The 12,259-nt window shown below is 62.2% G+C and carries 13 protein-coding genes; 10 read left to right on the top strand and 3 right to left on the bottom strand.

Annotated features, from left to right (window positions below; all coding sequences use genetic code 11):
• Positions 1-141: Tn3 family transposase (locus tag Q7J44_RS23380; RefSeq protein ID WP_370693055.1), on the top strand; the 141-nt coding region annotated here is incomplete at its 5' end.
• A gap of 5 nt (positions 142-146) precedes the next feature.
• On the opposite strand, the gene Q7J44_RS21335 is transcribed toward Q7J44_RS23380, so the two are convergent.
• From Q7J44_RS21335 to Q7J44_RS21325, 3 genes are read right to left on the bottom strand one after another with little or no spacing between them, the layout of a single operon-like run.
• A complete protein-coding gene (locus Q7J44_RS21335; protein WP_304883101.1) occupies positions 147-392 on the bottom strand; it encodes a hypothetical protein in 246 nt (81 codons plus the stop codon).
• Between the two features lie 3 nt (positions 393-395).
• Positions 396-851, bottom strand: coding sequence for a transposase (locus Q7J44_RS21330; protein WP_370693054.1), 456 nt, complete (start codon positions 849-851; stop codon positions 396-398).
• Between the two features lie 51 nt (positions 852-902).
• Positions 903-1,220, bottom strand: a complete 318-nt coding sequence (locus Q7J44_RS21325; RefSeq protein WP_304883100.1) for a hypothetical protein — start codon at positions 1,218-1,220, stop codon at positions 903-905.
• Between the two features lie 157 nt (positions 1,221-1,377).
• Here Q7J44_RS21325 and Q7J44_RS21320 point away from each other — a divergent pair, with 157 nt between their 5' ends.
• The 9 genes from Q7J44_RS21320 (at position 1,378) to Q7J44_RS21280 (ending at position 12,172) form a co-directional block, all read left to right on the top strand.
• Positions 1,378-2,115: a FadR/GntR family transcriptional regulator gene (locus Q7J44_RS21320; RefSeq protein WP_304883099.1), complete on the top strand. Its 738-nt coding sequence runs from the start codon at positions 1,378-1,380 to the stop codon at positions 2,113-2,115.
• Positions 2,112-3,761, top strand: coding sequence for an amidase (locus Q7J44_RS21315; protein WP_304883098.1), 1,650 nt, complete (start codon positions 2,112-2,114; stop codon positions 3,759-3,761). The genes Q7J44_RS21320 and Q7J44_RS21315 overlap by 4 nt, the downstream gene beginning before the upstream one ends.
• Positions 3,762-3,853: 92 nt before the next feature.
• Positions 3,854-5,401 (top strand): ABC transporter substrate-binding protein, encoded by a 1,548-nt coding sequence (locus Q7J44_RS21310; protein ID WP_304883097.1) that lies wholly within the window; start codon positions 3,854-3,856, stop codon positions 5,399-5,401.
• Positions 5,402-5,505: 104 nt separating this feature from the next.
• Positions 5,506-6,447 (top strand): ABC transporter permease, encoded by a 942-nt coding sequence (locus tag Q7J44_RS21305; RefSeq protein WP_304883096.1) that lies wholly within the window; start codon positions 5,506-5,508, stop codon positions 6,445-6,447.
• A gap of 1 nt (position 6,448) precedes the next feature.
• The gene (locus tag Q7J44_RS21300; protein ID WP_304883095.1) at positions 6,449-7,264 is read left to right on the top strand and encodes an ABC transporter permease; all 816 of its coding nucleotides are present in this window, start codon (positions 6,449-6,451) and stop codon (positions 7,262-7,264) included.
• The gene (locus Q7J44_RS21295) at positions 7,261-9,081 is read left to right on the top strand and encodes an ABC transporter ATP-binding protein (protein WP_304883094.1); all 1,821 of its coding nucleotides are present in this window, start codon (positions 7,261-7,263) and stop codon (positions 9,079-9,081) included. Before Q7J44_RS21300 ends, Q7J44_RS21295 begins: the two co-directional genes overlap by 4 nt.
• Positions 9,082-9,107: 26 nt before the next feature.
• Entirely contained in the window at positions 9,108-10,280 is a 1,173-nt protein-coding gene (locus tag Q7J44_RS21290) for a M20 aminoacylase family protein (RefSeq protein WP_304883093.1), read from the top strand.
• Positions 10,281-10,291: 11 nt separating this feature from the next.
• Positions 10,292-11,659, top strand: coding sequence for a dipeptidase (locus Q7J44_RS21285; protein ID WP_304883092.1), 1,368 nt, complete (start codon positions 10,292-10,294; stop codon positions 11,657-11,659).
• 282 nt (positions 11,660-11,941) lie between these two features.
• Positions 11,942-12,172, top strand: coding sequence for a transposase (locus Q7J44_RS21280; protein ID WP_304883091.1), 231 nt, complete (start codon positions 11,942-11,944; stop codon positions 12,170-12,172).
• The last annotated feature ends 87 nt before the right edge of the window (positions 12,173-12,259 follow it).

The following is a 12,259-nucleotide window of genomic DNA, read 5'->3' as shown; positions in this document are numbered from 1 at the left end:
ACCAAGCATCTCGGCCATGCCGTCGCCAGCCGCCGACGCGCCGGTCTGGATTGCTCACCCGACCTCATGGCGCACATCTCGCCCCTCGGATGGGCACACATCCTGCTCACCGGCGAGTACAGGTGGCCGAAACGCCGTTGAAGCCCTTATGATACGATCCTGCCCCCTCCGGCATCAGACCCCAAGGTCATGCCGGAAATGCCCGGCGCATCGCCACGCGACAGGGCCACGCAGTGGTGATCCTTGCCGGTGCCATGCAGAAAAACCGTCTCACCCCGCACATCAAGCTGCGACAATCCCCAGGCCCGGGTGAGGAAATCGACCGCAGGGTCGAGGTCCGGCACAACCAGTTCGACACTGCGCAAGGCTGCAACGCGGTCACTCTCGGGCATTGGTCACTCCTCCGTCTCGCAGCATCTTGCAGGGTCAGTCCGCAAAGAGCTACTGCAATTGCTTTGGCGGACCATAAGCCGCAGTAATGGAACTCGACCCCCACCAGTTTCACCATCTGCTTGCACCTCAAGGTCGAATGCGGCTCCCATGCGCGCCAAAATCCGGGCATCCACTGCATCGGTCTTGGCCCTCGTGCCATGCGCCTCGGCGAACCGGCGCGCTTGCAGCGGGTTGACCTTGACCAAGGGGAACGTCACACCAAGCTTCGCCTCGAAGGCCGTGTGATACGCCCCCGTCCGTTCGAACACGACCCGCGCCACCGGCGATTTACCCAGCCATCTGGCCAAATCGCGAAATCCCGCAGCCGAATTATCGAAGCGTTGCGCCGCACCGTCTTCCAGCCGAAACACATCCAGATGGGATTTGGAAATGTCCACGCCAATGTTAAAATTCGTCATCTTATCCGTGTCCTATGCTTGTCATGCGTGACTTGTCACACGCGTATCCGTTCAGGCCCTTGGTGAAGACGGCGGCTGATCAAACACCTGCCCGGCCTGCGCACAATCACGCCAGAGCATGGCGGTTTCCGGATCGGCGCCGGAGCAATGACCACTCACATCAATGACTTCTCGAAGCCTAGCGAAAAACAGCGTTTGCGATTTCGTCGAGGCGTGTACGTCACGCGCTGCATGCTTGGAACAGTTGATTTGCGTTTGCTCCATTAGACGATTGATCCTGCTCCAGAATTGCGAATCCATCTCCGCCAGTCCCGCGCCTGCACGCCACATGCGATGCACCGCTTCCTGATATGCCGTTGTTTCGGGCACGATGGCCCCCCGATTGTTTCTCGAACGTGCAAGATTTCAACTGGCACTCGCCTAACTTAGCCTTAATCGGTTCCGGCGCCGACCAAGTCCAAATGATTCTTGACAGATGAAAAATCCGGATTAACTTGATTGCACCAATCCATGAATGGTTCGTTCGATGACCCCTCCCGCCCGTTCCGTCCTCGACCAAGCCGCCAGTGAGAGCATCGCCGAGGTACAGGCGCGTTTGCGGGCGATGATCGAAAACGGGGCGCTGGGTCCGGATGGCCGCCTGCCACCAGAGCGCGAAATGTGCCAGATGACCCGCGCCGGGCGGCGCACCGTGCGCCGCGCACTCGATGTGCTCGAGGCCGAAGGGTTGATCTGGCGGCGGCAGGGCAAAGGCACTTTCGCAGGATTGCCCCCCGATCCGACCCAGGTCCTCGCAGCCGAAATTGTCGGCGAAACCACCATTCTCGAAGTGATGGAGGCCCGGCTTTGCATCGAACCAGCACTTGCCGCCATGTGCGCGGCCCGCGCGCTGCCCGCCGACATCGCCCGCATGCGCAACCTCGCCGCACGGACCTTGAGCGCCGCAGATACCGTCTCGTTCGAGCTTTGGGATGGCGCCCTGCACAAGATGATCGCCCGCACTGCCGACAACAAACCCCTGCTCACCGCATTCTCGATGATCGACGAGATCAGGGGCAACGAAAACTGGCGCGGCCTGCGGTCAAAGGCGCGCAGCGTCGAAACGCTGCAGGTCAGCGACAGCGAACATCATGCAATCATCGACCGGATCGAGGCCGGTGACGCCGCTGGAGCAGAGGCCGCGATGCGCGCGCATCTGACCACTCTCGCGCGCAACCTGCAACGGATCATCGGCACGCATTTTCCAGAAGAGGCCCCGACATGACCGACATCACCCTCGCCCAGATCGCCGCAGCAGAGCGATTGATGGGCGTCACTTACACTGAAAGCGAACGCGCCCAGATGCTGGACAATCTGCAGGGCCAGATCGGTCAGGCGCTGGAACGGCGCGCGGTGCCGCTGGCCAATACCGTACCGATGGCCAGCAGGTTCGACCCACGCCTGCCCGGTTTTGCCTTGCCGCATGGTGCCAATGCGCTGAAACTTTCCCCCGTCACCGCGGCCCTGCCTGACAATGACGAGGATATCGCCTTCGCCCCCGTCACCCACCTCGCACATTGGATCGCGAGCGGTACATTGACCAGTCGCCGGCTCACGCAGATCTACCTCGACCGGATCGCGATTTTGGGGCCAAAACTCGAATGCTGGGCCACCGTCACCCCAGACCTCGCATTGGCAGAGGCCGATGCCGCCGATGCGCTGACGCAGGTAGGCGTCAACCTCGGCCCACTTCACGGCATCCCCTACGGCGTCAAGGATCTGTTTGATACCAAAGGCATCGTCACCGGCTGGGGGGCAGAGCCGTTCCGCGACCGGATGCCGGATCAGGACGCCACCATCGTGCGGCTCTTGCGCGCCAAAGGTGCCGTGCTGCTGGGCAAGACCACGGTCGGCGCGCTGGCCTATAACGACATCTGGTATGGCGGTGTGACGCGCAACCCCTGGAACCTGAACGAAGGGTCGAGCGGTTCCAGCGCAGGCTCGGCCAGCGCCACCGCCGGCGGACTCTGCGCCTTTGCCATCGGCACCGAAACCCTGGGATCGATCACGTCGCCCAGCCAGCGCTGCGGCACCACCGGGCTGCGGCCCACCTTTGGCCGGATCAGCCGGGCCGGGGCCATGGCACTGTCCAATTCGCTCGACAAAGTTGGGCCGATCTGCCGCTCGGTAGAAGATACCGCCATCATCCTCGCTGCCCTGAACGGCGGCGACATCAATGACCGGTTCAGCATCGCTGCCCCCTTCGTCTTTGATGCAGGCAAAGATATCAGCGGTCTGCGGCTCGGCTACCTTCCTGCCGCCTTTGGTGAAGGGGCCACAGCCGTCGATCACGCGGCCCTCGCCGCCGCGCGCCGCCTCGGGATCGAGGTGGTAGAGGTCGCGCTGCCCGACCTGCCCTACGGCGCGCTGATGAACATCCTCTACGCCGAGGCCGCCGCCAGCTTCGAGGATCTGACCCTGAACAATCTGGACGACACACTGACCTGGCAAGAAGACGGCGCCTGGCCCAACACGATGCGCAAGGCGCGCTTCCTGTCCGCTGTCGATCATGTGCAGCTTGACCGGCTGCGCTATGTCGTGATGCAGGCGCTCGACGGGCTTTTCCAGCAGGTCGATGCGCTGATCGGGCCCTTCATGACCGGCCCGATGCTGATCGCCTCCAACTTTACCGGCCACCCCTGTCTGCATCTGCGCAGCGGATTCGTGGAATTGGGCACCCGCAGCCCCGCCTCGCTCGGCTCCGGCAAACTCACCACCGGCGACGCCGATACCGCCGGTCAGACATTCAGCGTGCCGCAGGGCATTTCCCTCTGGGGCCGGCTCTTTGACGAAGGGCCGATCCTCAATCTGGGCATGGCGTTGGAGCGTGAACTTGCCGTGGCGCATCTGCGCCCCGGTTTCCCGAAATGAGCAGCCAAGAGCGACCCGCTCCCCTTTCAGGGCGGAGATGAAACTGACGTAACGCGACCGGCCTCCGGTCAACCTTCAGGGAGAATGAGAATATGAAACGCAGAGACTTCCTTCGTAATTCCACCGCCATCATGGGCAGCATGGTCATGCTCGGCTCGACCATGCCATCCATGCTGGCCGCTCAGGACACACCGGTCAGCGGCGGCACCCTGATCTGGGGCCACTCAGAAACCACGCAAAACCTCGACATTCACCAGACCGGCACCGCCTCCTCGGGCCGGGTGCTGCAAAACATCCACTCCGCGATCGTGACGGTGGACGCCGACCTCAAGGTGATCCCCGACCTCGCCGAAAGCTTTGAAGTGTCCGGGGATGGCCTCACCTACACCTTCAGACTGCGGCCCAATGTCAAATTCCACAACGGCGCCACCATGACCTCTGCCGATGTGAAATACTCGTTCGAGCGGTGCAAGGACCCGGCCACCGGCGCGGTCAGTTTTGAAGTGTTCAACAACGTGGCCAGCATCGACACCCCCGATGACCTGACCGTCATCATCAACATGAGCGCGATCAACGCACCCTTCCTGTCGCGTCTGGCCGAAAACGGCGCAGGCGTTATCATGCCGGTCGATTCCGGCCCGACCCAGGGCACCAACCCGATGGGCGCAGGCCCGTTCAAATTCGTGCGCTACGAGGTCGGCACCGTCGTCGAAATGGCGCGTTTCGATGATTATTGGGCCGGCCCCGCCTACCTCGACGGCGTTCTGGCGCGCGAAATCACCGAAACCACGACGCGTCTCACCGGCCTGCGCACCGGCGAACTGCACATGATCAACGATATCCCGCTCGACCGGGTCACCGAACTGCAAGGTGATGCCAGCCTGCAGGTCAAGACATGGTTCCCGCTCAACTTCGACTTCATCAACATGAACCACACGTTCGAGCCGTTCCAGGATTCGCGGGTGCGCATCGCCTTTGACATGATCGTCGACAAAGAGGCGCTGATGCAGGGCGCGCTCTGGGGCCAGGGTGCAACCTCGCCCAGCGCCTGCTTTCCGACCAGCGCCGCCTACAACACCGCGATCACGCAACGGCCGCAGGACATCGAAGGGGCCAAGGCGCTTCTGGCAGAGGCTGGCTATCCCGAAGGCTCGCTCAATATCGTGTTCAAGGCCACGACCAACTACCCCTACCACATCGAAACCGCGCAGATCCTCGTCGAATGGTTCCGCATGGCAGGCGTCAACCTGACCATCGAACAGCTGACCTGGGCCGATTGGCTCAGCCAGTGCTGGGTCGACAAAGATTACCAGATGACGATGATGAACTTCTTCTCTCTGTGGGAGCCTGACTACCTCTTTTACAGCCTCTGGAACTCGACCGGTGCCTTCAACTACCGTGGGATCAACGATCCGGTCATTGACGAGTTGACAGAGCGTGCGCGCATCACCGTAGGCGATGCAGAACGTGCGGCGGTCTATCAGCAGGTGCAGCAGCAGATCTTTGACGAGGCGCATGACATCGTCCTGTGGTTCCGCAACGGTACTATCGGGGCACAGCCAACCGTGATGGGTCTTGATACCGTCGTGCATCCGAACGGATCGAACCTGAACTTCCACAAGGTCTGGCTGTCCGCCTGACCCGGACCTGATCTGGGCCTGATCTGGGCCCCATTCGGGCCCGATCACACGCTCCGGCGGGTCGCTTCTGACCCGCCGGCATCTCTTTGTGACGAGCGTTCCCCATGACCTATGTGCTGAACCGGCTTTTGTCGGTCATCCTCACCCTGTTTCTGATCACATTGGTGACCTTCGCCATCACCAACATCCTGCCGGGTGATGTGGCGATGATGATCATGGGGACGCAATCCAACCCCGAAGCACTCGAAGGGTTGCGGCAATCGCTGGGTCTCAACGATCCGCTTCTGATGCAATATGGGCGATGGGTCGGCGGTATGCTCACCGGCGACTGGGGTGACAGCCTGATTTTCAAGAAACCGATTGCAGAGCTTTTGTCGCAAAAGATCACCGCCTCCGCGATCATCGTCGTCATGTCGATGACCATAGCACTGGCACTCTCCGTGCCACTCGGCGTCTGGGCGGCGGTCCACCGCGACAAATGGCAGGACACGGCCAGTTCATCGACAGCCCTTCTCGGCGTCAGCCTGCCCGATTTCTTCTGGGGGATCGTGATGATCCTCGTCTTTGCGCGCTGGCTCGGCTGGTTTCCTTCATCCGGCTTCGTCGAACCCGCCGTCGATCTGGGCGGTGCAATCAAACATGCCTTCCTGCCCTCCCTCGCGCTCGGGCTCGGCCTCATGGCGCATCTCACCCGCATGACCCGCTCCACCATGACCGGCATTCTGGGACAGGAGTTCATCCGCGTCGCCCGCGCCAAGGGGCTGGCCGAACGCACGGTGATCTGGCGCTACGCACTCGCCAATGCCATCGGACCGGTCATCACCATCGCAGGTCTTCAGGTCGGTTATCTCTTCGGCTCGATCATCGTGATGGAAAGCCTGTTCAACTATACCGGCATGGGCTGGCTCACCTATCAGGCGCTGCTCAACCGGGACATGCCGCTTATTCAGGCCAGCGTCTTTGTCATCGCCGCCGTGGTGATGCTGACAAATCTCGTCGTGGACCTGCTCTATCTGGCCATCGACCCCCGGATCAGGTTGGGCTGACATGAAACGCTTTCTCACCGTCAAAGGGCTCATCGGCCTCATCCTTGTCATTGGCATCGTGCTGATTGGCATCTTTGCGCCGCTCTTCATCCCACCAGAGGCGGGCACGGCCATGGACATGACCGCGCGTCTGGCGCCGCCATCATGGTCCCATCCCTTTGGCACCGATCAACTCGGGCGCGATCTTTTTATCCGGGTCATGCTCGGCACACAACTGTCACTTCAGATCGCGGTGACATCCGTGTTGATGAGCATCCTGATCGGCCTGCCGCTCGGCATGGTCTCGGGTTATTTCGGCGGGCTCACCGACAATATACTGATGCGGTTTGTCGATACGCTGCTGGCCTTTCCGGCCCTCTTGCTTGCGCTGACCATCTCTGCCGTGCTGGGGCCGAACCTGCAAAACACCATCATCGCCATCGGTGTCGCCTTCACCCCCTATCTCGCCCGGATCGTGCGGGGCGAGGCATTGCGCGTCGCGCAAATGCCTTATGTAGAGGCCGCGCGCTCCTCCGGCACCACCGACATGCTGATCCTGTGGCGGCACATCCTGCCCAACATCATGCCCGCCGTGATCGTGCAGGCCACAATCTCCATCGCCTTTGCGATATTGGCCGAGGCCGGGCTATCCTTTCTTGGCCTTGGCACCCAGCCCCCCGCCGCGAGCTGGGGGCTGATGATTCAGGCCTCGCGCGACTATCTCGACCGCGCACCGTGGACAGCACTTGTGCCGGGCTTCGCGGTGGCTCTCACCGTGCTCGGGCTCAACATGTTCGGCGACGTGCTGCGCGACATCCTTGATCCGAGGTCAAAATGAACGCTCTCGTCACCGTCGATCACCTGCGCGTCGCCTTTGCCACCGATTCCGGCCCGGTCATCGGGGTCGAGGATGTCTCCTTCTCGATCAACCCCGGCGAAACCGTCTGCGTCGTCGGCGAAAGCGGCTCGGGCAAATCCGTGACCTCGCTCTCGCTCATGCGGCTGGTCGAGTTTGGCGGCGGCACCATCGCTGGCGGATCACTTTCCTTCCGGCGCCCCGACGGGCAAATCCTCGATCTCGCCGCCGCCAGCCCGCAGGTCATGGGCGAAATTCGCGGCAACGAGATCGGCATGATCTTTCAGGAGCCGATGACCTCGCTCAACCCGGTGTTCACCGTGGAACGGCAGTTGACCGACGGCCTGATCCTGCACAAGGGCCTCAGCCGCGACGCCGCCCGCACCCGCGCGCTCGACCTGCTCCGCTCCGTTCGCATCCCAGAGCCTGAACGCCGCCTGCGCCAATACCCGCACGAGCTTTCCGGCGGCATGCGCCAGCGCGTGGTGATCGCGATGGCCATGGCCTGCGAACCACGCCTGCTCATCGCGGACGAGCCGACAACGGCGCTCGATGTGACAATTCAGGCCGAAATCCTCGCCCTCATCAACCGGCTCAAACGTGAAAATGGGATGGCCGTCCTTTTCATCACGCATGACATGGCCGTCGTGGCCCAGATGGCCGACCGGGTCGTCGTCATGTACCGTGGCCGCATCGTCGAGACGGGCACCGTCGAGGAGATCTTCGAGAACCCGAAGGAGGATTACACCAAGGCGCTGCTCGCCGCCGTCCCGAAACTGGGCGAGATGAAGGGCAAAGCCGCCCCTGAAAGGATGCGCCTGATCGGTGACGAAGCCGCTCGCGCCGCCACCGCTGCCGCAGCACCAGTCGCCGCCCGCAAACCCGAAGTGCTGCTCGACGTGCGCCACCTCACCACGCGCTTTCCGGTCAAGGGCGGCATCCTGCGCCGCACCGTCGCTCAGGTCCACGCCGTCGAGGATGTCAGTTTCACCCTCAACGTCGGCGAAACCCTGGCGCTGGTGGGCGAATCCGGCTGCGGCAAATCTTCCTGCGGTCGCTCCATCCTGCGCCTGATCGAACCGCAGTCCGGCGAAGTCTGGATCGGCGGACGCGACATCGGCGCACTCGGCCACGACGACCTGCGCCGCGCCCGCGCCGACATGCAGATGGTGTTTCAAGACCCATTCGCCTCACTCAACCCCTACCGGCGGCTCAAGGATCAGGTCGCCGAACCGCTATTGAACTTCGGAATGGCGCGCGGTCAGGCGCTCAAGGACCGCGTGGCCGGGATTTTCGACCGGGTCCAACTGCCCCGCGCTTTCATGAACCGCTTTCCACACGAACTCTCGGGTGGCCAGCGGCAACGCGTCGCCATTGCCCGCGCGCTGGCCGTCAACCCCAAACTCATCGTCGCGGACGAAGCTGTCTCAGCGCTCGACGTCTCGGTGCAGGCGCAGGTGCTCAACCTGATGATGGAGTTGCAGGCCGACCTTGGCCTCTCCTATCTCTTCATCAGCCACGACATGGCCGTAGTCGAACGCGTGGCACACCATGTCGGGGTCATGTATCTCGGGCGCATCGTCGAAATCGGGCCGCGCGCGGCGGTGTTCGACAGCCCGCAGCACCCCTACACCCAACAGCTTTTGTCCGCCGTTCCCATCGCCGACCCGCGCAAACGCCGCTTTGCCGAGGATCTGAGCTTCAAGCCGATCACCTCACCGATATTTCCAATCGGGTATCAGCCCGCACCTTCGGTCTATAGCGAGGTGGCCCCCGGCCATCTTGTGCTGCAGGCCTGAACCAACGCCGTCAAGGGAGAGAGACCATGCCGATCAAGAACCGTCTGGCCGAAATGCACGCCGAAATCACCGCATGGCGGCGCGACCTGCACGAAAACCCCGAACTGATGTATGACACCCACCGCACCTCCGGCATCGTCGCGGCCAAACTGCGCGAATTCGGCTGTGACGAGGTGGTCGAGGGGATCGGGCGCACAGGCGTCGTCGGCATCATCAAGGGCAAATCCGACCGGCACGGCCACGTCGTTGGTCTGCGCGCCGACATGGACGCGCTGCCGATCATCGAGGCGACGGGTCTGCCCTATGCCTCCAAAACCCCCGGCAAAATGCACGCCTGCGGCCATGACGGCCACACCGCCATGCTGCTGGGGGCGGCCAAATATCTGGCCGAAACCCGCAATTTCGACGGCGCCGTCGCGGTCGTCTTTCAACCAGCCGAAGAAGGCGGCGCCGGTGGCGAGGCCATGGTCAAGGACGGGCTGATCACCCGCTTCGGGATCAAGGAGATCTACGGTATGCACAATGCCCCCGGCCTGCCCGTCGGACATTTCTCGATAAAACCGGGGCCATTCTACGCCGCGACCGACAATTTCACCATTCATGTGATCGGCAAAGGCGGGCATGCCGCCCAACCGCATGCCAATGTCGATACCACCGTCATGGCCAGCCAGATCGTCATGTCGCTGCAAACCATCGCCTCGCGCAACGCCAACCCCGTGGATTCCGTCGTCGTCTCCGTCACCTCCTTCCGCACAGAAAGCGAGGCGTGGAACGTGATCCCCGAGCGGGTGGAATTGCGCGGCACCGTGCGCACTTTTGACGCCGATCTGCGCAAACTCGCTGAAGAGCGGCTCATATCCATCGCCACCCTGACCGCGCAATCCCTTGGCGGGCGGGCCGAGGTCGAATGGAGCCCCGGCTACCCCTCCATGGTCAATGCCGAGGCAGAAACGCAGATCGCCGCCGACATCGCGCGCAAAATATCTGGCTCTGCCGCCGTCAACGACAACACCGCGCCGATCATGGGCGGCGAGGATTTCGCCTATATGCTCGAGGTCTGCCCCGGTGCCTATATCCAGATCGGCAATGGCGACAGCGCCGAGGTCCACCACCCGCTCTATAATTTCAACGATGAGGTGATCCCGGTCGGTGCCTCCTATTGGGCCGAACTCGTCGAAACGCGGATGCCCGCAGCCTGAGGAGCGTTGCAATGAACTGGACCGATTATCTCGACACGCATCAATCGCGTTTCGTCGATGAACTCGTTGATTTTGTAAGGATTCCCTCCGTCTCTGCCGACGACGCCCACAAGGGCGACGTGGTGCGCGCGGGCGAATGGGTGATGAACCGGCTGCGCGCCGCCGGTGCCGAAAACATCGTGATGATGCCCACCGCAGGCCATCCGGTCGTCTATGCCGACTGGCTCCACGCCGGGGCGGACAAACCGACGATCCTGATCTACGGCCATTTCGACGTGCAACCCGCCGAACCCTTCGATCTCTGGGACAGCCCCCCATTTGACGCGACCGTGCGCGATGACAAGGTCTTTGGGCGCGGGGCATCCGACGACAAAGGCGGCATGTTCATCCCGATCATCGCCGCAGAGGCGATGCTCAAAACCACCGGGCGGCTGCCCGTCAACGTCAAATTCTTCTTCGAAGGACAAGAGGAAATCGGCTCGCCGCATCTGCCCCCTTTCGTTACCGAACATGGCGCAATGCTCAAGGCCGACATGATCTTTTCCGCCGATGGCAGCCAATGGGCCGAGGATCAGCCGCAACTCATCACCGGCCTCAAGGGGCTGGTCGCCTGCGAAGTCACCGTCACCGGCGCGCGTTCCGATCAACATTCCGGCCAACAGGGCGGCGGCATCGCCAACCCGATTCAGGGCCTCAGCCAGATCATCGCCTCGATGAAGGGACCCGACGGGCGCATCACCGTCGATGGCTTTTATGACGACGTGATCGACCTCACGGTCGAGGATCGCGCCGCCTTTGCCCGGATTCCCTTTGACGAGGCCGCCTATATCGACGCACTCGGCGTGCCCGATGTCTTTGGCGAACCAAACTACACCACGCGCGAACGGCTCTGGGCACGGCCAACTTTTGAACTCAACGGCATCTGGGGCGGCTGGCAAGGCAACGGTATCAAGACGGTCCTGCCGGCAGAGGCCAGGGCCAAGATCACCTGTCGGCTGGTGGCCAACCAGAAACCCGACACGATCTATGCCCTGCTCAAGTCACACATCGAAACCCATATCCCCCACGGCCTGCGGGCCCGCGTCGACCGGCTCGCAGGAAGTGCGGACCCCTTCCTCGTCCCCTCCGGCCACAACTCCAGCACCATCGCGGGCGAGGTTCTGACCGAGGTTTACGGCAAATCCCCCTATATCACCCGCACCGGCGGCTCGATCCCGGTGATGACGATGCTGCTGAACGAGCTTGGGGTCCATGCCACCGTCTTTGCTTTCGGCCTGCCCGACGAAAACCTGCATGCCCCCAACGAATTCTTCCGGCTTTCCAGCTTTCGTATCGGCCAGACCGCTTATTGCCGCCTGCTCGAACGGCTGGGCGAATAGCCGCAGATGCGGGACCGCTGCCGCAGGTGAAATCTGCAGCCGACTCTTTGAAACGGCTTTGTTGCACAAAGCTCATGGGGGGATTCATCTTGTGAATCCAGCGTGGTAGCAGAAGTGCGTGCGGAGACCCACACCCCCCCGCCTACAAGACCACGAACTGGCCAGCCTATAACGACGCGCTCAAGCGCCGGGGCTCGCTGACGATCTGGTTCGACCCCGAGATGCGCTGGGATCTGGGTCCTTTAACGGGATCTGAAGCTCTGGAAGCAAAGGCCGTTGGCGATGGACAGGCCCATCCTCGTCAAACGCTTCGACGATCTCTTCACCCAACCAACCCGCTACAAGGACCTAGACCAGTTGCTGGCCCGCTTGCACAGGCGGAAGGCCGAACTGCTGAAGGTGCTGGAGCGACCGGAGATCCCGCTTCACACCAATGCCTCGGAAAACGACCTGCGTGCTTGGCCCAACAGGCCCGAGCGTGCATATATGGACATTTTAGAGAATATAACATGAACGAACTGTCTGTTGACCGGACAGCTTGAAGACGGGAGGCTGTTTCTGGCGTTGTTTGGGGGATGACGGGTTGGAACGGTCTTTTGT

Origin of the sequence: Pseudotabrizicola sp. (assembly GCF_030656345.1) — a bacterium.
Classification (GTDB): domain Bacteria; phylum Pseudomonadota; class Alphaproteobacteria; order Rhodobacterales; family Rhodobacteraceae; genus Pseudotabrizicola.
Note: the sequence above shows the minus strand (reverse complement) of the source record. Positions and strands in the feature narration are given on the sequence as shown.

Excerpts from the sequence above, each read along its gene's own strand:
- Q7J44_RS21335 (WP_304883101.1), bottom strand. The coding sequence starts at position 392 with ATGCCCGAGAGTGACCGCGTTGCAGCCTTGCGCAGTGTCGAACTGGTT.
- Q7J44_RS21330 (WP_370693054.1), bottom strand. The coding sequence starts at position 851 with ATGACGAATTTTAACATTGGCGTGGACATTTCCAAATCCCATCTGGAT.
- Q7J44_RS21320 (WP_304883099.1), top strand. The coding sequence starts at position 1,378 with ATGACCCCTCCCGCCCGTTCCGTCCTCGACCAAGCCGCCAGTGAGAGC.
- Q7J44_RS21315 (WP_304883098.1), top strand. The coding sequence starts at position 2,112 with ATGACCGACATCACCCTCGCCCAGATCGCCGCAGCAGAGCGATTGATG.
- Q7J44_RS21310 (WP_304883097.1), top strand. The coding sequence starts at position 3,854 with ATGAAACGCAGAGACTTCCTTCGTAATTCCACCGCCATCATGGGCAGC.
- Q7J44_RS21305 (WP_304883096.1), top strand. The coding sequence starts at position 5,506 with ATGACCTATGTGCTGAACCGGCTTTTGTCGGTCATCCTCACCCTGTTT.
- Q7J44_RS21300 (WP_304883095.1), top strand. The coding sequence starts at position 6,449 with ATGAAACGCTTTCTCACCGTCAAAGGGCTCATCGGCCTCATCCTTGTC.
- Q7J44_RS21295 (WP_304883094.1), top strand. The coding sequence starts at position 7,261 with ATGAACGCTCTCGTCACCGTCGATCACCTGCGCGTCGCCTTTGCCACC.
- Q7J44_RS21290 (WP_304883093.1), top strand. The coding sequence starts at position 9,108 with ATGCCGATCAAGAACCGTCTGGCCGAAATGCACGCCGAAATCACCGCA.
- Q7J44_RS21285 (WP_304883092.1), top strand. The coding sequence starts at position 10,292 with ATGAACTGGACCGATTATCTCGACACGCATCAATCGCGTTTCGTCGAT.
- Q7J44_RS21280 (WP_304883091.1), top strand. The coding sequence starts at position 11,942 with ATGGACAGGCCCATCCTCGTCAAACGCTTCGACGATCTCTTCACCCAA.